Consider the following 22220-nt stretch of genomic DNA (forward strand, 5'->3'; position numbering starts at 1 on the left):
TCGACGTGTGGCAGGGTTGGCGCGTGCCACCCACTCCCGCCGGCCAACTGGCCGTGCCGAACCTGCACCGGGCCGCGCGGATCGAGGACGCCGTGCACCAGCTCGTGGAGCGCCGGCTGCGGCGCACCGGCTGGCGGATGAACATCGTCGCGTACACCGGTTACGGCCGTCCGGGTTGGGTGCGGGTGATGTGCCGGGTGCTGCTGGGACGTCCGGACACCCGCCAGCGGGGCCGGCTGGACAAGGTCCGTGGTTGGCGCAGCTTCGCCACGCTGCCCGCCAAGCACGTCAGCGTGCAGATCGAGGCCGGCGGGGTGCGGCATGAGGCCCGCGCCGACCGCAGCGGCTTCGTCGACACGCTCGTCGAGGCCGACCTGCCGCCCGGGTGGGGCACCGTCCGGCTCAGCGTGCCCGACGCCGAGCCGGTCGACGCGCCGGTACGCATCATCGACCCGGACGTGAAGTTCGGCATCCTCTCCGACATCGACGACACGGTGATGGTGACGGCGCTGCCCCGGCCGCTGCTCGCCGCGTGGAACACGTTCGTCCTCGACGAGCACGCCCGCGCCGCCGTGCCCGGCATGGCGGTGCTCTACGAGCGGCTGGTCACCGCGCATCCCGGCGCCCCGGTCTTCTACCTGTCCACGGGCGCGTGGAACGTGGCGCCGACGCTTACCCGGTTCCTGTCCCGGCACCTCTACCCGGCCGGGCCGCTGCTGCTCACCGACTGGGGTCCGACCGCCGACCGCTGGTTCCGCAGCGGCATGGAGCACAAGCGCTCCACCCTGGCCCGGCTGGCCAAGGAGTTCCCCGACGTGCGCTGGCTGCTGGTCGGCGACGACGGCCAGCACGACCAGGAGATCTACCGCGAGTTCGCCGCTGCCCACCCGGAGAACGTCGCCGGGGTGGCGATCCGCAGGCTGTCCCCGACGCAGTCGGTGCTTGCCGGTAGCCTGCCCGCCCCGGCCGGCCGCCCCTCGTCGGGGCCGGTGGGGCAGAAGTGGCTGTCCGCGCCCGACGGCGCCGGCCTGTGGCAGTTGCTCCGCGACGCCGGCCTGGTCTGACCGCACACCACATACACGAAACCCCCGGGCACCGCGACTTTTGCGGCACCCGGGGGTTCTCGTCGCGTACTACATCAACGAGGGTGAGCCCCAGGTGACGGTGCCGATGGCGCCGTTGCCTGGGTAGAGGGTCATGGTGCCGTTGCTCCGGCGCCGGACCACCAGGTCGACCTTCCCGTCGTTGGTGACGTCGCCGAGGCTGCTCATGTCGAAGTCACGGCAGATGCCGCAGACCAGGATGCGGGGGCCCCAGGTTGGGGTTCCGCTGGGGGCCGTGTTGGGGTAGACCCACATGTCGCCGGTGCCGCTGTTGCGCATGATCAGGTCGACCTTGCCGTCGTTGGTCGCGTCCTCGACGCTCACGTTGTCGTACCCGCCGCAGGAGCTACAGAGCAGCACCCGGTTACTCCAGGTGATGGCGCCGCCAGTGGGTCCGTTGCCGAGGTACGCGTACATGTCGCCGGTGCTGTTCTCCCGGATGAAGAGGTCGGTCTTGCCGTCCCGGTTGACGTCGCCGAGATCGGATACGCCGAAGTTGAAACAGCCGCCGCAGACCAGCTGGCGGGTGGTCCAGATCGGGTCTCCGGTGGCGACGGTGTTCGGGTAGACGTACATGTCGCCGGTGCTCTTCTGGCGCATGAACAGGTCGACCTTGCCGTCGTTGTTGGCGTCGGCGATGTTGAACGAGTCGTAGCCGCCGCATTTGCCGCACACCACGATGCCGGCGTCGAACGTCAGCGTGCCGTCCAGGTTCGTCCCGCGGCGCAGCAGCACGTCGCCGTTGCTCTGCATGATGAGCATGTCGGTCCGGCCGTCACCGGTGACGTCGCGGATGTTGGGCGCGATGACCTGCTGGGCGTAGTTGCCCGGCGCGCTGGCCTCGGCGGGGTTGAGGGCGCGGTCCCAGTGCTGCACGTTGCTGATCTGGCCGGAGTAGTACGAACTCGGGGAACCCTTGTAGCGGTAGTGGCCGATGACGAAGCGCCCGGTGTCCGGCCAGGACACCTCGGCAGCGTGCTGTGCCGTGCCGGCAAGGTTGTTGTTGACATAGAGAGCCATCGTGCTCGTTGTGGCGTTGTACGTCGCCACCAGGTGCGTCCACACGCCGAGCTGCGCGTTGGGCGCGCTGATGGCCTGGTCGTACGACCAGGCGTCGCTGTCGGAGCGGGCCATTCCGAAGCGCCACGTGTTGTCGCTCTGCTCCTGCCAGAGGATGAAGCGGGCGGATCGTGCCCCCTCCTCGGAGAGGATGATCTTGCCGGCGGTGGTGGGCTTCACCCAGGCGGCGACACTGAACGACTTCTTGGTGTCGATCAGAACAGGGCTGGCGGCGCTGACCAGGCTGCCGGTGCCGCTGGCGTCCACGCCCGTGCCGGTGGCATCGCTGTTGAGCCGCAGGTCCGGGTTGAAGAGGTCACCCTCGTGCCATTTCGCGTTGCCGGTGCCGGTGAGGGTGCTGCCGCCGGAGATGTCGACAGCGGTCGCCGCGGTCTCTCCGGCCGCGCCGCCGTTGAGCGGCCAGGTGTGCTTCGCGGTGACCAGGCCCTGCGCCTGCTGGGTAGCGATGGTGGGCGTGGTGCCGAGGCCAGTAACCAGGTACGCGGTGGTCAGGCCGTTGCCACCGACGGTCCACAGGTCGGGGGTCCCGTCGGAGTTGGCGTCGGCGGCCTGCAGGTTCAGTGCGGCGTTGCGGTTCCAGTTGGTCGAGAGCGTGTACGGCGTGTAGGTGAGCTGGGTGGTGTCCTGGTTGTAGGCCAGGTTGGTCCAGAGGTGCAGGGCGCCGGTGCTGCTGTTCCAGAGGAACATGGCGGTGCCGCTGCTGAGCTGGGCGGTGGTGATGGTCCAGTTGTTCCAGTCCACGCCGCCGGCCGGGGTCAGGGTCGTGGTGCTGCCGCCGTAGGAGTAGCCGCCGGGCGCGGAGGCCACGGGGTAGTAGTTGAGGAAGTACCCGTTCGTGGCGTCGCCGCTGGTGCCGATCAGGTCGGGAATGGTGCTTCCGGTGCCTCGGGAATCGCCGGCGTTGGCCAACTGCAGCGGGGCGTTGCCGTTGCCGTCGACCAGCAGCTCACCCGAGACGCTCACCTGGTTGTCGTAGGGCTCGATGACCGAGCCGTCGCCGCTGCCCCGCAGGACGGTTCCGTTGCCGGCGTTGGCGCCAGCGGTGTAGTAGACGAGGACGTCCTGGAACCCGGTGCCGAAGAAGTGGCCGGAGATCGCCTGGCCGTCGTTGAAGTCGGACGGGTTCTCGTCGCCGGTGACCCCGTTACCCCGCGCTCCGAGGTCGTTCACCGTGGTGCGCACCGCGCCGCTGTTCATGCCCGTGCCGAGCCAGAGGCCGGAGGGCAGCCCGTTGCGCGCGCCGACGGTCAGCAGGTCGGCGACACCGTCACCGGTGAGGTCCGCGTCAGCCGCCGTGTCGGCGGGATTGGCGTTGAAGGCCACGGTGGCGGTCTCGCCGAAGTTGCCACCCGCCGAGAGGCTGGTCACCGCCAGCGTGTTGGTGAACCGGGTCGGCGTCGTGATGACGGTGGCTGCACCGGCCGTGGCGGAGACGGTGACCGGGGGCAGGCCATTGAGCTGGTAGCTGTAGCTGGCCGGCTGGGTGCCGGTACTCGGCGGTGTGATGGCGAAGCTGACCTCTTCGCCGATCTTCGACTGTCCCTGCGGCCGGCTGATGTCCGGCGCGCCGGTCCGGGTGGGGTCGAAGGTGAAGCTGCAGGTCGCGGACCAGTCGCTGGACGCCCCGAAGTCGGTCGCCTGGACCTTCCAGGAGAAGGTGGTGATGGCGCCGCCCGCGGCGGCGCGCAGCGTGGCGACAGGCACGATCAGCACGCCCGTGCTGCCCGACGAGTACGTGAGCAGGTTCGGGTTGGAGGACGCCAGCGCGGTCTGCGCGGCGTCGGAGGTCTTCCAGAGCTTGAAGCTCACTCCGAGGGTGCCACCGTCGGGGTCGGAGACCGGGGCGTAGAGGTAGACCGGGTTGTCGCCGATCATCGACCCACCGCCGCAGGCGGTGCGCGGTGAGGTGGTCATGCCGGTCGGCTTGTTGGGCTTGTGGTTGTAACGGATCTCCAGCGTGGGGCTGGTTTCCAGGAATTCTTTCCAGCTCCGGGTGTCGCTGGCCTCGTTGGCGGCGACCATCCAGAGGGTGCGGGTGGCTCTCTTGTTGGCAACGTCGGTCTTGATCTGGCCGGTGATGTCGAAGGACACGCCTTGGGCGGCGCAGCCGCTGTAGCCGTAGGCGAAGCTCTTCGACGCGGCGAGGGGGCTCTTGCTCTGGTCTTTCCAGTAGTCCCATTTGGCGTTCGACTTGGACAACGTCGCCGAGGGGGCGTAAACGTTTACCGTCTTGTCGTCACAGTTCCACGACAGGGTGTTAGTGATCTTGAACGTCGCGTCGTCGATCGTCGCACCCGCGAGGGTGCCGTACGGCACCGGGAAGTTGATCAGAGTCTGCGAGCGCTGCTCGCCGGAGTTGCCGACCTGCATCCGGCCAGCCGGGTCGGGCGTGTCGTTCCAGTAGTAGCTGGATGGGTGCTGGTAGGAGATGCTGGACCAGCCAGACATCCTCGGGCCGGTGACGCTCCAGTTGAAGCTCGGATCGATGTAGACCGGGTAGACGGTCGCGGTATCGGTGAGGAGCTTGCGGTCGGGCCTGAGACCGAGCTTGCCGGGGGCGATGGAGACGCCGATGGCGGCGGTGCGAGCGGCCCGGCCGGGTGCTGCGGTGGTGGATGCGGCGCCGCTGCGCGCGGTCGGTCCACTGGCGGCGCCCGCGGAGGAGTCCCACATGACGGGTGCGGGTGCGGTGATGACGGCGTCGCCGGTACGGTCCCGACCGCTGATGTTTCCGGCGGCGTCGGCGTCGAGGGTGAAGCCCTTGGCGGTGGTGGCCAGTTCGAGCGTGGCCAGCTTCGGGTTCTTCGCCGCCGTCGCGTCCTTGACCACGAAGACGTGGGAGAAGCCGCCCTGGGCGTTGACGGTGACGGTCAGGTCCACGCCGGGCAGGACGTCAGGATACGTCGCGGTCGGCCCGGTGAGCGTGGGCGCGGGCAGCGCGACGGGGGCGGTCAGGGTCAGTGAACGGTCGCCGCTGACCAGGTGGGCCATCGGGCCGCTGCCACCGCCGGACAGCGTGATGTCATGCGTCGTGGTGGTCGCCGTGACGGCACCGTCGGCCCGCCGGACCAGTGTCGGGTCCAAGGCCTTCCACGCGTCGCCGACGCGCTTGCGGCTCGGCATGGCGCTTTGGCTGAGCAGGAGCTGGCCGTTCGGAAGAGCGGACAGCGTCTCCGTGGAGGTGCCGGCGGCGGTCGCTTCGACCTGCTTGCCGGTCCGCTTGGCGTGGGCCAGGGCGGCGTCGACCCCGAGCGGTCCGGCCGGGACGGCGGCGGGTTTCGTTTGTACGGGAGCGGCAGCGGCGGCCGGCCGTGCGAGCGGCACTGTGGCCGAGGCGATGGCGACGGCAGCCAACGCACCCGATGCGACAGCGCGCAGGCGCAGTCGTCTGGTGATCATAAGCAAGAACTCCTCTTGAGTGATGTGCCGCGAACGCGGCAGACGTGTTCGATCGGCGGCCTTGGTGTAGCAGTCACGCCGGCCTGAGGGATGGCTCCCCAGGGACACGACGAGTCCATTTGCGAATCACTGAGATGTTTTGAAGGCACAGATCGAGGATCTTCGTGACAGATCCATGACCATTCCAGGTAGTTGACCATGCAACATCGCTCGTGCTACCGGGCTTGCCGAGGCACTCGCCGCAAGTGACAGGGGCACGCGGATTCGGGCATGGCCGAGGTGGAAACAAAACCCGGCCGGTCCGGCCCGGGCTCATCACCCGGACCGGACCAGCCGTGATCAGAAGACCATGTTGAAGGCCGACCAGTTGGCACCGATGACGGTGTAGCCGGACTTGAACCGTCCTACCCCGTTGCCCTGGTAGAGGTGGAGATTCTTGGTCGTCGCGTGGCGGGCGATGACGTCGGTGTTGCCGTCCATATTGAAGTCGCCGACGGAAAAGATCCGGTCGAGGGCGGCCCAATTGTCGCCGATGACGGTGGAGCCGGGGTGGAACCTGCCGGTGCCGTTGCCGCGGTAGAGGTAGATGTCCTTGTTGGTCGCGTGTCGGGCCATTAGGTCAGTCTTGCCGTCGCCGTCGAAGTCGCCCGCCGAGAAGATCGTGTCGAAGGCGGCCCAGTTGTCGCCGATGAGGGTGGAACCGGAGATGAAGCCCCCGTTGCCGTTGCCCCGGTAGAGGTAGAGGTCCTTGCTGGTGGCATCGCGCGCGATCACGTCGGTCTTTCCGTCGCCGTCGAAGTCGCCTGGCGAGAGGATCTGGTCGAAGGCGGCCCAGTTGTCGCCGATAATGGTGGAACCGGAGAGGAACCTGCCGGTGCCGCTGCCCCGGTAGAGGTAGAGGTCCTTGTTGGTCGCGTGCCGGGCGATCACGTCGGTGATGCCGTCGCCGTTGAAGTCGCCCGGCGAGAAGATGGTGTCAAATGCGGACCAGGCCGCGCCGATGGTTGTCGAGCCGGACTGGAAGGTCCCAGCGCCGTTGCCCTGGTAGAGAAAGATGTCGTTGTTGGGCGTGTACCGCGCCATGACGTCCGGGTAACCGTCTCCGCTGAAGTCCCGGCGCGGGCCGGCGGGAACCGGCTGAACCGGGCTTACCACCGTGTTCCAGGTGAGCAACTCACTGAGCTGACCCTTGAACCAACCGCCGAGCCCGGCGGCCGACGTACGGTGCGCGCCCATCCGGAACGGGCCGGCGGCGTTCCAGTTGCCGGAGTGAGTCACCACCCCCTTGTTCAAGGCGCCGAGGTAGAGGCCGAGACGACCGTTGGCCTTCTCGTAGCTGACCGTCACCCTGGTCCAGACGCCCAGTCGGGCACTGTTCGCGCCGGCGGTGGCGACATCCCAGACCGGGTTCGCCACGTCGCTCTGTGCCATCGCAACCCGCCAACTGCTGTCCGAAGCGTCGATCCAGACCCTGATGCCGGCCGTGTTCGTCGCGTCCTGGGAGAAGACGGTGCCGCCGGCGGCGGTCGGTTTGACCCACACGGAGACGGTGAAGTCAGCGTTGCTGGTCACCGCCGGCGCGGCCGTGGCGAGCGCGCTGTTCGTCGTACCGTCGAACAGGGCAGCCCGGTCGAAGAGATCGCCGGAGGTCCACATGCTGTTACCGGCACCAGTGGCGTGCAGGGTGCCGACAGCGTCCTTCGCCACGTCGGCCCCCGTCACGGGGCCGCTCTCGGCGTCGGCGAGCGGCCAGGCGTGATTGGACGTGATGAGGCTCTGGGCCGGCTGCCCGGTGATGGTGCCAGCACCCGCGGACACCCCGGTGACCAACCAGGTCGTGGCGACCCCGCCGGTACCGATGGTCCACAGGTCGGGGGTGCCGTCGATGTTGATGTCGGCGGCCTGCAGGTTCAGTGCGGCGCCGCGGTTCCAGTTGGTGGAGAGCGTGTAGGGCGTGTAGGTGAGCTGGGTGGTGTCCTGGTTGTAGGCCAGGTTGGTCCAGAGGTGCAGGGCGCCGGTGGTGCTGTTCCAGAGGAACATCGCGGTGCCGCTGCTGAGTTGGGCGGTGGTGATGGTCCAGTTGTTCCAGTCCACGCCGCCGCTCGGGGTGAGGGTCGTGGTGCTGCCCCCGTAGTAGTAGAGGCCGGGCGCGGAGGCCATCGGGTAGTAGTTGAGGAAGTACCCGTTCGTGGCGTCGCCGCTGGTGCCGATCAGGTCCGGGATGGTGGATCCGGTGCCGCGGGTATCGCCGGCGTTGGCCAACTGGAGCGGGGCGTTGCCGTTGCCGTCGACCAGCATGTCACCGGAGACGCTGGCCTGGTTGTTGTAGGGCTGGATGACCGAGCCGTCGCCGCTGCCGCGCAGGACGGTTCCGTTGCCGGCGTTGGCGCCAGCGGTGTAGTAGACGAGGACGTCCTGGAACCCGGAGCCGAAGAAGTGGCCGGAGATCGCCTGGCCGTCGTTGAAGTCGGACGGGTCCTCGTTGCCGGTGACGCCGTTACCCCGCGCTCCGAGGTTCGTCGTGATCGGGTCTACGCCGGTCCCGTTCCTGCCGGCGGCGAGCCAGAGCCCGGAGGGCAGATTGTTGGCCTTGCCGACGGTGAGCAGGTCCGCGACATCGTCGCCGGTCATGTCGCCGTCCACCGCGGTTGCGGCGGGAGCGGCGTTGAAGACCTTGCTGGTGCTGTCGCCGAAGTTGCCACCAGCGGAGACGCTGGTGACGGTCAGCGTGTTGGTGAACCGCGTCGGTGACACCGTGAAGGTGGCGGCACCCGTGGCGTCGGCGGGGATGTCGACCGGCGGACCGCCGTTGAGCTGGGAGACGTACCCGCTCGGCGTGGTGCCGCCACTGCCTTCGGACTTGGTGATGGTGAAGGTGGCCGGCTGGCCGACGGTGGCCCCCGCGGGCGCGTCACTCACTGACGGCTGACCCGGACGAGTGGGGTCGAATTTGAAGGTGCAGGTCGCCGACCAGTCGCTGGGCGTCCGGAAGTCGGTCGCCTGGACCTTCCAGGAGAAGCTGGTGATGCTGCCGGCGGCTGCGTTCCGGAGGGTGGTCATCGGTACGACGAGAACCCCGGTGGAGCCGGAGGGGTACGTCAGCAGGCTCGGGTTGGAGGAGGCGAGCGCGGCCTGGGTGGTGTCGGTGGTCTTCCAAAGCTTGAAGGAGACGCCGAGGGTGCCGCCGTTGCGGTCGGAGACCGGCGCATAGAGGGAGACGGAGGCGTCGCCGACGATGCTGCCACCCGCGCAGGCGGTCTTCGGCGAGGTGGTCATTCCGGTGGGGGTGTTGGGCTTGTGGTTGTAGCGGATTTCGAGCGTGGGGCTGGTTTCCAGGAACTCTTTCCAGCTCTGGGCGTCGCTGGCCTCGTTGGCGGCGACCATCCACAGGGTGCGGGTGGCCCTCTTGTTGGTGACGTCGGTTTTGATCTGGCCGGTGATGTCGAAGGACACGCCTGCGGCGTTGCAGCCGCTGTAGCCGTAGGCGAAGCTCTTCGACGCGGCGAGAGGGCTCTTGCTCTGGTCTTCCCAGTAGTCCCAGGTGGCGTTCGACTTCGACAACGTCGCCGCAGGGGCGTAGATGTTGACTGTCTTGTTGGTGCAGCTCCAGGACCGGGTGTTGGTGATCTTGAAGGTGGCGTCGTTGATCTCCGCGCCCGCGAGGGTGCCGTAGGGCACCGGGAAGTTGATCAGCGTGTTCGAGCGCTGCTCACCGGAGTTGCCGACCTGCATCCGGCCGATGGGGTCGGGGGTGTTGTTCCAGTAGTTCGAGGACTGGTGCTGGTAGGAGATGCTGGCCCAGCCGGACATCCTCGGTCCGGTGACGCTCCAGTTGAAGCTCGGATCGATGTAGACCGGGTAGACGGTCGCGGCATCGGTGAGGAGCGTGCGGTCGGGCCTCAGACCGAGCTTGCCGGGGGCAATGGAAACGCCGATGGCGGCGGTGCGAGCGGCCCGGCCGGGTGCTGCGGTCGTGGAAGCGGCGCCGCTGCGCGCGGTCGGTCCACTGGCGGCGCCCGCCGACGAGTCCCACATGATCGGTGCGGGCGCGGTGATGACGGCGTCGCCGGTGCGGTCCCGACCGCTGATGTTTCCGGCTGCGTCGGCGTCGAGGGTGAAGCCCTTGGCGGTGGTGGCGAGTTCGAGGTTGGCCAGCTTCGGGTTCGCCGCGGCTTTGGCATCCTTGACCACGAAGACGTGGGAGAACCCGCCCTGTGCGTTGACCGTCACGGTCAGGTCCACACCGGGCAGGACGTTGGCGTACGTCGCGGTCGGCCCGGCGAGCGTGGGCGCGGGCAGGGCGACGGGGGCAGTCAGGATCAGTGAACGGTCGCCGCTGACCAGGTGGGCCATCGGGCCGCTGCCACCGCCGGACAGCGTGATGTCGTGTGTGGTGGTGATCGCGGTGACGGCACCGTCGGCCCGTCGGTAGAGGGTGGGATCGAGCTGCTTCCAGTCGGTGCCCACGCGTTTGCGGGTCGGCACGGCGCTTTGGCTGAGCAGGAGTTGGCCGTTCGGAAGGGCGGTCAGTTTCTCCATCGAGGTGCCGGCGGCGGTCGCCTCGACCTGCTTGCCGGTCCGCTTGGCGTGGGCCAGGGCCGCGTCGACCCCGAGCGGCCCGGCCGGGACGGCAGCGGGTTTCGGCGGGGCGGGGGCGGCAGCGGCGGCCGGTGTGGCGAGCGGGACCGTGGCCGTGGCGATAGCGACGGCGGCCACCGCACCCGATGCGACAGCGCGCAGGCGCAGTCGTCCTCTGATCATGTGACGTACTCCCCGTGAGTGACGTGAACGCGCGGACGCATCCGATCGAGCGGCCACAGTGAAGCAGTCGCGGCGGCCTACGGGAAACGTCTCTGGTCACTCGGTGCTGTCCTTTTGGCACTCACTGAGATGGGTTTGATGGCATCGGAAGCTGATCATCGTTATCGTTTCGTGACCTAACGGGGTGGTTGGACATGAAACATTGTTCGCGCCACGGGGGTGCATGATCGATCACTCTGTGTGGCCTCTCATTCCATCGCGCAGAGGTGAGGTCAGCATGGCCGTCCACGGGGGATCCCGCCTGCTCAAACGTCCCAGACGTCTGGTTGCGACTGTCGCGGCCGCGGCGGTCGCGGCCAGCCTGTTGTCGGGTTCGCCCGCGGTAGCGAAGCCCAAGGGTCCGGAGGTGGCGAAGGCGCCGGCGACATCGCCGGGCCAGTCGGTCAAGGGTGTGAAGCCGTTGCCGACGAAGTTCGTCACGCCGCCTGATGACGCGAAGTCGACGTACCGGCCGACGCGTACGGCGTGGCCGAAGGCCGTGTCGGCGAAGGTCGACCTGCCGGCCGCACCGCTTGCTGGGGCGCGGGGCGCGGCTGCGGCGAAGGCGCGCGTGGCGGATGCGCCGGTGTGGGTTCAGCCGGTCAGGGAGAAGGCTGGTCCGCGCAGCCTGGCGGTGAAGGTCGCCGACCGCAAGGCGGCCGAAGCTGCCGGCGTGGACGGCGTGCTGCTTTCGGTGGCTCCGGACGTGTCCTCAGGCGCCGTGCGGGTGGGTGTGGACTACGCGGGGTTCGCCGAGGCGTTCGGCGGCAACTACGGTTCGCGACTGCGGCTGGTACGCCTGCCATCGTGTGTCCTGACGACGCCGACCCGCAGCGAGTGTCGGGTGGCGACGCCGTTGGCGTCGACGAACGACGCCGCGGAGAAGTCGGTGTCGGCGGAGGTGCCGATGGCGACGGACGCGCGGGCGCAGGCGGTCGGCGGCATGACCGTGTTGGCGGCGGTTGCCGCGGCCGGCGAGGAGGGCGGCAAGGGCGGCACGTACGCGGCCACGGACCTGAAGCCGTCGGGTTCCTGGACCGGCGGGGGTAGCACGGGTTCGTTCACGTACTCATATCCGGTGACCGTGCCGCCGGCGGCGTCAGATCTGGTGCCGACGGTGGCGTTGTCGTACGACTCGGGCAGCGTGGACGGGCAGACGGCGTCGACGAACGCGCAGGCGTCGTGGGTGGGTGACGGCTGGTCGACGCCGCGCTCGTTCGTGGAGCAGACGTTTGCGTCGTGCATGGACGATCCGGGTGGCAGCGCGTCGCCGGTTAAGACGCCGGACCGCTGTTACGACGGCCCGATGCTGACGCTGTCGTTGAATGGTTCGTCGACGGCCCTGGTGTGGGACGCGTCCAAGAATGTGTGGAAGCCGGAGTCGGACAACGGTGAGGTCGTCACCCACGTCGAGAATTCCAACAACGGTTCGGGGACGTACAACACCGACTACTGGCGGGTGACGCTGCGCGACGGCACGAGCTACGAGTTCGGCCGCAACCGGCTGCCGGGCTGGGCCTCGGGCAAGGCGGAGACGAAGTCGGTGGACCACTCGCCGGTGTACTCGCCGCACTCGGGCGACCCGTGTTACAACTCGGCGGGATTCTCGTCGTCGGTGTGCACCATGGCGTACCGGTGGAACCTGGACTACGTCACCGACACCCACGGTAACGCGATGGCGTACTACTACAACCAGGCTACGAACTTCTACGGCCGCAACAAGGGCGCCTCGGACGTGTCCTACATCCGGGACAGCAACCTGGCACGCATCGACTACGGCTTCACCGACGGCGGCGCGTACGGCACGGTGGCGAACCGGGTGGTCTTCAACACCGGCGACCGCTGCCTGTCGGGGACGTGTCAGCCGTTGAACTCGACGAACAAGGCGAACTGGCCGGACGTGCCGTTCGACCTGATCTGCGCCTCGGGAACCGACTGTGACGACTGGAGCCCGTCGTTCTTCTCCACGGTGCGCCTGACCTCGATCGAGGCCCAGCAGTACAACACTGCCACCAGCCAGTACGAGAAGGTCGACTCCTACGCCCTGTCGCACAGCATGCCGGCGACCGGTGACGGCACGTCGCCGACGTTGTGGCTGACCTCGATCGCGCGTACCGGTCACGACACCAGCGCCGGCGGCTCCACGGCGGCGATCACGTTGCCGTCGGTGTCGTTCACCGGCATCAAGTTGCCCAACCGGGTCGACGTCACCGGTGGGCTGCCGTCGTTCTACCGGCAGCGCATCGCCACGATCACCACCGAGACCGGTTCGGTGATCTCGCCGTCCTACGAGCTGCCGGTGCCGTGTACCGCCCCGGTCACCACCGACCCGGCGACGAACACGAAGTCGTGCTACCCGGTCTACTGGACCCCGGACGGCTACGTGGACCCGTTCAAGGACTGGTTCAACAAGTACGCCGTCACCCGCGTCACGTCCACCGACCCGACCGGCGGCGCGGCGGCCCTGTCGACCAGCTACAAGTACCTGGGCGGCGCGGCCTGGCACTACGACGAGAACGAGGTCGTCAAGGCCAAGTACCGCAGCTACGGCCAGTTCCGCGGCTACGGCAAGGTGCAGACGTTCACCGGCGACGGCGTCAACGACCGCCGCACCCAGGCCGAGACCGTCTACTACCGCGGCATGTCCAAGAACAACAACACCACCGTGCTGAACCTGACCGACTCGGTCGGCGGCAAGCATGAGGACGTCGACGAACTCGCCGGCAAGGAGTTGGAGAGCACCAAGTACCTCGGCGAGAACGGTCGTGTCGACTCCTCCACCATCACCTCCTACTGGGTGTCCGGGGCCACCGCCACGCGCTCGCGCACGGGACTGTCGGCGTTGACGGCGCAGTGGGTCGCACCGATTAAGACGTACACCCGCCAAGCCGTCACCAGCGGCGGCTCGGTGACCTGGCGTACCACCGCCAGCGACAACAGCTACGACGCGAACACCACCAGCGCCACGTTCGGCGAGCTGAAGAACACCTACACCTACACCGTCCCGGTCGACACGGCGTACAACCAGTGCACCACCTACACCTACGCCCCGGCGAACACCAGCAAGAACCTCGCCGGCCTGGTCAGCCAGACCGAGACTGTGGCCGTGGCGTGTGGCGGGTTCGCCCAGGGCAGCCCCGCGTCGGTGCCGGGCAGCGTCAACACCCTGACCGCCCCGAGCAGCGTCAACCGGCCCTCGCAGGTGGTGAAGGCCGAGCGAAGCTTCTACGACGTCCTGGATTTCTCCACGACGTTCCCGCAGGCGGCGGCACCGTCGAAGGGCGACGTCACCCTCGCCCAGACCGCCAAGGATTACACCTCCGGGGCGTACGTCTGGCAGACCACCGAGCGGTCGACCTACGACAGCTACGGCCGGGTCACCGACTCCTACGACGCCAAGGGCAACAAGACAAGCAGCGGCTACACCATGAACGCCGCCAAGCTGGTCACCGCCACCTCCAGCACGAACGCCGCGGGGCACGGTGGGTCGGTCACGCTCGACACGAAGCGCGGCATCCCGCTGGTCAGCACCGACGCCAACGGCATCGTCACCACCCAGCAGTACGACGCGCTCGGCCGCGCGACGTCGGTATGGCTGAATTCCCGTGCCACGAGCGTCGGAGCCAACTACAAGTTCGGCTACACCGTCTCGAAGACCGGGGTGTCCGCCACCACCACGGAAACCCTGAACAACTCCAGCGGCTATCAGAAGTCGGTCACCATCTACGACGCGTTGCTACGCACTCGCCAGACCCAGTCGGTCACCCCGACGGGCGGCCGAATGATCGCCGACACGTTCTACGACACGCGCGGATGGACCCGTGCGTCGTACAACGGCTGGTGGGACGACGGCTCGTTGCCGGCGGTCAGCACACCCGTGTCGGCGGCCGACTTGAGTAAGCAGGTACCGAACCAGACGTTCACCACCTACGACGGTCTGGGCCGGGCGGTCATCGTGACGGCGGCCAAGAACGGTGTGACCGTCTCAACGACGACCACCGTTCATGGCGGCGACCGCACCACCGTCGTTCCGCCCACCGGCGGTGTCGTTTCCGCCGCGCTCACCGACCCGCTCGGTCGGAAGAAGGAGTTGCAGGAGTACAGCGTCCGTCCGACGGTGACCACACCGGCGGACACCTTCACCGGCACGTTCACCGTGACCGGTGGCACCGCGACGGTCAGCAAGTACGGCTACGACGAGCACGGCAACCAGTCGACGCTCACCGACGCCAGCAACAACGTGTGGACCTCGACGTACAACCTGCTCGGCCAGGTGGTGGCGAAGTCCGACCCGGACGCCGGCGCCAGCAGCATGAGCTACGACGCCAACGGCAACGTCGAGCAGTCCACCGACGGCCGTGGCAAGACCCTGTCGTTCACCTACGACGCCCTCGACCGAAAGACCGGCGAGTACGCGTCCACGGTGGCGAACCAGTCGTCGGCGAACCAGCGGGCGGCATGGGTGTACGACAACAGCAACGGCGTCGCGGGGGTCACCAACGCGCTCGGCAAGCTGACCACCACCACCGCCTACCGCGGCGGACAGGCATATGTCACCCAGCAGAAGTCGTTCAACGTCTTCGGCAGTTCCCTCGGCACGACGGTCACCATCCCGGACAGCGAAGGCGCTCTCGCCGGGTCGTACGTGTTCGGGCACACCTACTCCTCGGTGCTGGGTCTGCCGCTGACCGACACCTACCCGGCCAAGGGCGGTCTGCCCTCGGAGACGGTGATCCACGGCTACACCGGGGTCCTGGACCTGCCCACCACCCTCGGTGGTCTCGCCGGATACAGCCAGAGCGTCAGCTACGACGCCTACGGCCGGGTAGACCAGCAGAAGATCGGCTCGTCCACCAGCCACGCCTACGTCACCAACACCTACGACACCCACACCAGCCGGCTGAAGAACCAACTCGTCACCCGCTCCACCACGACGCCGACAAACGTCGACGAGCAGGAGTACGAGTACGACCTGGCCGGCAACATCACCCGCAAGATCAGCAAGCGGTTGGGTGCCACCACCCCGGCGGAGACGCAGTGCTACGGCTACGACGGTCTGGCCCGCCTCACCGAAGCCTGGACCGGCACCGACGCCTGCGCCGCCACGCCCACCGATGCCAACAAGTCAATGGTCGGCAACAGCATCGGCGCGGGTAGCGCCTACTGGACCAGCTGGCAGATCGACCTGATCGGTAACCGCACCCAGCAGACCGAACACAACCTGACCGGCGGTACCGACACCAAGACCACCTACGCCTACAACGGCAACGGTCAGAACAAGCCCCACACCCTGACCTCGACCACCACGACCGGCGGGGCAACCGGCACCACGTCGTACACCTACGACAACGCCGGCAACACCACCGGCCGCAACGCCGCCCAGGGAAGCCAGACTCTCACCTGGGACGACGCCGGCAAGCTCGCCGACGTCACCGGTGGCACGAGCGGCAACAACAGTTTCATCTACGACGCCGACGGCAACCTGCTGCTGCAGAAGGAGCCGGGCAAGAACACCCTTTACCTACCCGGGCAACAACACACCCTCAACACGACCACCACCGTCATCACCGGCAGCCGCTACTACGCCCTCCCCGGTGGGGGCACCTGCATTCGCACCGGCAGTGGCACGGCGTACACCTTCGCCATCGCCGACCACCAGGGCACCCCGTCGCTCTACCTGGACAGCACCGCACAGAATCCGACCTGGCGGCAGTACACCCCGTACGGTGGGGCTCGGGGTACGGTCGTCGCCGCGCCCGACAACCACGGCTTCCTCGACAAGCCGATGAGCCCGGTCGGAATCAGCATCATTGGCGCCCGCGCCTATGACGCCGTTCTCGGCCGCTTCCTATCCGTGGATCCGTTGCAAGACGCTGATCAGCCGCAACAGTGGAACGGCTACTCTTACGCCAACAACACGCCGGTGACGTCCAGCGACCCCACCGGATTGATCCCGGACGACTGCAAGTACTTCGACTGCTACGGGTACGACGTCAAGAAGGGCTGCTCGGGCGGCTGCGGGTCGACCGATAACATCAAATATGGCAAGGCGAATAAGCTGACCAGCACGAAAATGAAGCGCGGCAAGTACGTGCCGCCGGCCCGACCGATCAAGGACAATGGTCGTCGCTGCTACTGGAACATGTGCATGGGTGGACGGAACGGCAGTGCGGTCAACGCGATGTGGAACCGCTACGTGGTACAACCCGCCACCCAGGCGTGGCAGACTACCAATTCTTTCGTGACTCAGACCATTCCCGGTGCCATCGCCGATGAATGGGCGAGGGAAAAGCGTGTCGAATCCATGCTTGTCGGAGCGGCCATGGAGGAGGCTGTCGTCCGTACGGGTGGCCGCTGTGGCGATGCCTATGGAATGAGAGTTTGCCAGCAGAGCAGGGGGGTTTCAATCGCAGGCAAAGGCCCGGTCAGGATTCCTCTCAAGGCTCGCGGAGGGACGACCTACGGCACGGTGTTTGTGACCGATCAAGCCCCAGAGGCCGTCAACGGTCCGCTGATGACGCATGAGAAGTACCATCGCGATGAGCAGTGGAACAAGATGGGATTTTTGTTCGGCCCCCTCTATTTGGCTGCGGAAAAGCAAAAGAATGATACGGGGTTGGTCTGCAACATCTTCGAGGCTCAAGCCGAGATTGCAAGCAACGGCGGAGGGAGCTACTCATGTTTCTGAGGGCGAGATCCCTGCGGCGGGTTGTGGGCGTTTTCCTGTCCGCTTGCCTGCTTGTCGTCGCTGCGGGCTGCCAGTTCCCAGGCGATGCCGTCTATGCCGTGGGGGTGGCAAAATTGGGCGACGAGGTCCACATTTTTGCCCCGGTATGTGAAGGTGAACGAATTTCTGCTGTCGAGGTGTACGACAATAAGGCGGCAGCCGAGCGCACGGACTCCCAGGCCAGCGGACCCGCACGCGTGCCGTACTGGAAGGTGGCGGATCCGCGAAGCGATGCTGCCGCGAAGGGTGAGTTCGTAATTGGTCAAGACGACTTATTCGCTCAGGTCCTTGTTGCGGTGGAAAATGGTGCGCCCTTGCCAGATATAACGGCTGTTGAAATCACGGTCATCAAGGGGGATCGACGACGCGTCGTCGGGGACGCGTTCCGGCTCTCGGGTGTGCCGGAATACCCCGCCGACGCTGATCCTCGTTCAGTTAAATATGTCTATGACGAGAGCGCGAACTCGGAGAAGATGCTGACGCCGAGTCAGATATCTAATGAGTCGGGGTGCGCTTTTGACTATGTAGGTTGACGTATAGGTGTGGGGGTGGTCCATCGGGCCGATAGCGGTGGACCACCTCACATCGATTTGGATTGCGAAGGCTGCCGGCCAGCGCAACAAACGCGTAGCGCAGGCGGCGCGCAACTCAACGATCCGCTACCCGGATTACTGGATCAAACCTTTCAAGTCTGCATGACGAGGCACTAGCTCTGGCGCAGCCAGATGACGCCCAGCGGGGGCACCTGGAGTGCCGCGGACGCCACCATCCCGTGCCACGGGACGTCCTCGGCATGCACCGCACCCAGGTTCCCCACCCCCGACCCGCCGTAGTGGTGCGCGTCGGTGTTGAGCACCTCGGTCCACGTTCCGCCGGCCGGCAACCCGATCCGGTAGTCGTGCAGGGGCTGGGCGGAGAAGTTCGCCACGCACACGAGCGTCGAGCCGTCCGGGGCGATCCGGATGAACGACACGGTGTTGTTGGCGACGTCGTCGCCGGCGATCCAGCGGAACCCGGCCGGCTCGGTGTCCTGGGCCCACAGCGCCGGGGTGGCCCGGTAGACGCGGTTGAGGTCACCGACGAGTCGCTGCACGCCGGCGCGGGCCGGGTCGTGCAGCAGGTACCAGTCGAGGCCGCGTTCCTCGCTCCACTCCCGGTCGTCGGCCAGCTCGGAGCCCATGAAGAGGAGCTGCTTGCCCGGGTGCGCCCACATGTACGCGAGCAGCGCCCGGACGTTGGCCAGCCGCTGCCAGGTGTCGCCGGGCATCTTGCCGGCCAGTGAGCCCTTGCCGTGCACCACCTCGTCGTGGCTGATCGGCAGCACGTAGTTCTCGCTCCAGGCGTACGCCAGGGAGAACGTGAGCTGGTGGTGGTGGTGCTGGCGGTAGATCGGGTCCTTCGAGGTGTAGAGCAGGGTGTCGTGCATCCAGCCCATGTTCCACTTGAAGCCGAAGCCGAGCCCGCCGTCGGCGGTGGGCCGGGTGACGCCCGGCCAGGCGGTCGACTCCTCGGCGATCATCACGACCCCGGCGTGGTGCTTGTAGACCGTCGCGTTCACCTCCTGCATGAGCGCGATGGCCTCCAGGTTCTCCCGACCGCCGTACTGGTTGGGGGCCCACTGGCCCTCGTCGCGGGAGTAGTCCAGGTAGAGCATCGACGCGACCGCGTCGACCCGCAGCCCGTCGACGTGGAACTGGTCGCACCAGTAGAGCGCGTTGGCGACCAGGAAGTTGCGCACCTCGCGGCGGCCGAAGTCGAAGACGTACGTGCCCCAGTCGGGGTGCTCGCCGCGCCGCGGATCGGGGTGCTCGTAGAGCGGGGTGCCGTCGAAGCGGGCCAGGGCCCACTCGTCCTTGGGGAAGTGCGCGGGCACCCAGTCGAGGATCACGCCGATGCCGGCGGCGTGCAGGGAGTCGACGAGGTGGCGGAACTCGTCCGGGTCACCGAAGCGGGACGTCGGCGCGTAGTAGCCGGTCACCTGGTAGCCCCAGGAACCGCCGAACGGGTGCTCCATCACCGGCAGGAACTCCACGTGCGTGAAGCCCAGCTCGGTGACGTACGCGGTGAGCTGCTCGGCCAGCTCGCGGTAGCCGAGGCCGGGCCGCCAGGAGCCGAGGTGCACCTCGTACACGCTCATCGGTTCCTGGTGCGGCTGGCGCTCGGCCCGCCGGGCCAGCCAGTCCGCGTCGTTCCAGCGGTAGGTCGAGTGGTGCACCACCGACGCGGTGGCGGGCGGCACCTCGGCGTACGCCGCCAGGGGATCTGCCTTGTCCCGCCACTGCCCGTCGGCGCCGAGCACCCGGTACTTGTAGCGGGCGCCGACCCGGGCGTTGGGGACGAACAGCTCCCAGACGCCGCTGGAGCCGAGCGACCGCATCGGCCAGCCGTCGTCCGGACCCCAGCCGGTGAAGTCGCCGACGACCCGCACTCCGCGTGCGCTGGGCGCCCACACGCTGAACGCCACGCCCTCGTCGAAGACCCGCGCGCCGAGCGCGTCCCACAGCCGCTCGTGCCGGCCCTCGCCGATCAGGTGCAGGTCCAGCTCGCCGAGGGTGGGCGGGTAGCGGTACGGGTCGTCGTGGACGGTGCCGTCGACCTCCACCCGGTAGTCGAGCACGGTGCCCTCGACGTGGGTCTCGAAGACGCCCACGTCGTGCACCCGCTTCATGGGGTGCCGTTCGTCGCCGACGAGCAGCAGCACGTCGCCCGCGCCCCGGCGCATCGTGCGGATCGTCGTCCACCCGTCGGCGGGGTGCGCGCCGAGCAGCGCGTGCGGGTCGTGCGTCACGCCGGTGATCAGCTGGTCCATCGGTCGTCCTTCGGGGCGGCGTCGGTCGGTGCGGAGGCGGGCGGGCGGGGCTTCGCCGAGCGACCCCCGGCCGAGCGGGGAGGGGCCGGGCGGGGGCCGGACGGGCGGGGAGCGGACGAACGCGCCGCCGTCCCAGCGCCGGTCGTCAGGCCCGCGCCGGTCGAGGCGTCGGCCGTCGAGCCAGCGCCCGTCGTGTCAGCGCCCGCGGTCGGGGCCGGGGTCGTCGGGGCGGTGCCGCCGGACAGGTCGTCCGGGACGTCGGTGACGGTGAGGTCCGCCGGTTCGACGACGGCGGATGTCGGCACGGAGGGCGCGACCGGCCGGCGGACGGTCAGCACGTGCGCCGGTTGCAGGTACGGGTCGAGCCGCACCGCGTTGCGCTGACCCCAGTCGTAGCTGGTGCCGGTCAGCTCGTCGTACACGGTGAACCGCTCGTGCCAGTCGAACCCCAGCTCCGGCATGTCGAGCGTCGTGTTGCCCCACTGCACCTCGCGCGAGTCGAACGAGCAGATCACGATGACCGTGTTGCCGGTCTCCGGGTCGTGCTTCGACCAGCACAGCAGCGCCGGGTTGTCGATCTCGTGGAAGCGCAGGTTGCGGAGCTGGTGCAGCGCCGGGTTGTCCCGGCGTACGCGGTTGAGGGTGGCCAGGAACGGCGCCAGCGAGCGGCCCTGCGCCTCGGCGGCGGCCCAGTCGCGGGGGCGCAGCTCGTACTTCTCGTTGTCCAGGTACTCCTCGGCGCCCGGGCGGGCCACGTGCTCGAACAGTTCGTAGCCCGCGTACAGGCCCCAGGAGGGGGAGAGCAGCGCGGCCAGCACCGCCCGGATCTTGAACATCGGCGGGCCGCCGTGCTGCAACGAGGAGTGCAGGATGTCCGGCGTGTTCGGCCAGAAGTTCGGCCGCATGTGGTCGGCCGACGCGACAAGCTCCTCGCAGTATTCCCGCATCTGCGCGGCCGTCGTGCGCCAGGTGAAATAGGTGTACGACTGCGTGAAGCCGATCTTGCCGAGCCCGTGCATGATGGCCGGCCGGGTGAACGCCTCGGCGAGGAACAGCACGTCCGGGTCGACAGCCTTGACCTCGGCGATCAGCCAGTGCCAGAAGTCGAACGGCTTGGTGTGCGGGTTGTCCACCCGGAAGATCCGGATGCCCTCGCCCACCCAGTGCAGCACCACCCGCAGCACCTCGGCGCGGATGCCCTCGGAATCGTTGTCGAAGTTGACCGGGTAGATGTCCTGGTACTTCTTCGGCGGGTTCTCCGCGTACGCGATGCTGCCGTCGGCCCGCGTGGTGAACCACTCCGGGTGCTCGGTGACCCACGGGTGGTCCGGCGCGCACTGCAACGCCAGGTCCATCGCCACCTCCAGGCCCTGCGCCGCGGCCGCCTCGATGAAGGCGCGGAAGTCCGCCGGCGTACCCAGGTCGGGGTGGATCGTGTCGTGGCCGCCCTCGGCGGCGCCGATGGCCCACGGCGAGCCGACGTCGGTCGGTCCGGCGGTGAGCGCGTTGTTGCGGCCCTTGCGGTTGACCCGGCCGATCGGGTGGATCGGCGGCAGGTAGAGCACGTCGAAGCCCATCGCGGCCACACCCGGCAGCCGCTCGGTCGCGGTGGCGAAGGTGCCGGAGCGCCCACCCGCCGCTCCTTCGGAGCGCGGGAAGAACTCGTACCAGGCCGAGAAGAGGGCCCGCTTGCGGTCCACCCAGAGGGTGTACGCCTCACCGGCGGTCACCAGCTCCCGCACCGGGTGCTCCCAGAGCAGGTCGGCCAGGGCCAGCGCCGGGTCGACGCGCTGCGGCAACGGAAGGCCGGTGTCCACGAGGGCGGTGAGCGCGTCGGCGAGGCGGGCCCGGTCGGCGGCCGGCACCAGCTCGCGGGCGGCGGCCAGCACACGTGCGCCCTCGGCCAGGTCGTTGGCCAGGTCCTCCGGCCCCTGCCCGGCGGCGATCTTCTTGGTCACCGCGTTCTGCCAGGTCAGGTACGGGTCTCCGAACGCCTCGACGGAGAAGGTCCAGGAGCCGACGGCGTCCGGGCGGATCGTGGCGTGCCAGCGGTCCTGGCCGGGCTCGCCGGGGCGCATCCGGGTGAACGGCCGTTGCTCGCCGTCCGGGCCGCTCCACACCACGTTGCAGCCCAGCGCGTCGTGCCCCTCCCGGTAGGCGCGCGCCGACACCGGGACCGGCTCGTCGACGACTGCCTTGGCCGGGTACCGCCCGCACGAGACGACGGGGGAGACGTCTTCGATCGGGAACCGTCCTGTCACCCCGCCAACCTACTGTGCGAGATCGGCTCGCGCGCGGCCAA

7 protein-coding genes are annotated in these 22220 nt (G+C 68.1%); 3 read left to right on the forward strand and 4 right to left on the reverse strand.

The features are described from left to right. Nucleotides 1–23: 23 nt before the first annotated feature. Nucleotides 24–1064 (forward strand): App1 family protein, encoded by a 1041-nt coding sequence (locus ACLQ27_RS22250; RefSeq protein ID WP_357574418.1) that lies wholly within the window; start codon nucleotides 24–26, stop codon nucleotides 1062–1064. A 69-nt stretch (nucleotides 1065–1133) separates the two neighbouring features. Here ACLQ27_RS22250 and ACLQ27_RS22255 read toward each other — a convergent pair whose 3' ends face one another. Continuing rightward, nucleotides 1134–5582, reverse strand: coding sequence for a LamG-like jellyroll fold domain-containing protein (locus ACLQ27_RS22255; RefSeq protein WP_425868458.1), 4449 nt, complete (start codon nucleotides 5580–5582; stop codon nucleotides 1134–1136). A 339-nt stretch (nucleotides 5583–5921) separates the two neighbouring features. Next, complete coding sequence (locus ACLQ27_RS22260; RefSeq protein ID WP_425868460.1) at nucleotides 5922–10343, reverse strand: FG-GAP-like repeat-containing protein; 4422 nt, start codon at nucleotides 10341–10343, stop codon at nucleotides 5922–5924. Nucleotides 10344–10749: 406 nt separating this feature from the next. Here ACLQ27_RS22260 and ACLQ27_RS22265 point away from each other — a divergent pair, with 406 nt between their 5' ends. Both ACLQ27_RS22265 and ACLQ27_RS22270 read left to right on the forward strand, forming a co-directional pair. Further along, on the forward strand, nucleotides 10750–17070 hold the full coding sequence (locus ACLQ27_RS22265) for an RHS repeat domain-containing protein (RefSeq protein WP_425868462.1): 6321 nt from the start codon (nucleotides 10750–10752) through the stop codon (nucleotides 17068–17070). Then, a complete protein-coding gene (locus tag ACLQ27_RS22270; protein ID WP_425868463.1) occupies nucleotides 17061–17642 on the forward strand; it encodes a hypothetical protein in 582 nt (193 codons plus the stop codon). The genes ACLQ27_RS22265 and ACLQ27_RS22270 overlap by 10 nt, the downstream gene beginning before the upstream one ends. Nucleotides 17643–17815: 173 nt before the next feature. On the opposite strand, the gene glgB is transcribed toward ACLQ27_RS22270, so the two are convergent. Together glgB and ACLQ27_RS22280 are read right to left on the reverse strand one after the other, a co-directional pair. Then, nucleotides 17816–19918, reverse strand: a complete 2103-nt coding sequence (gene glgB / locus ACLQ27_RS22275; protein ID WP_425868465.1) for a 1,4-alpha-glucan branching protein GlgB — start codon at nucleotides 19916–19918, stop codon at nucleotides 17816–17818. Next, nucleotides 19906–22179 (reverse strand): maltotransferase domain-containing protein, encoded by a 2274-nt coding sequence (locus tag ACLQ27_RS22280; RefSeq protein ID WP_425868467.1) that lies wholly within the window; start codon nucleotides 22177–22179, stop codon nucleotides 19906–19908. The genes glgB and ACLQ27_RS22280 overlap by 13 nt, the downstream gene beginning before the upstream one ends. Nucleotides 22180–22220: the final 41 nt, after the last annotated feature.

The organism is Micromonospora sp. DT63, from assembly GCF_049841615.1.
GTDB lineage: Bacteria > Actinomycetota > Actinomycetes > Mycobacteriales > Micromonosporaceae > Micromonospora.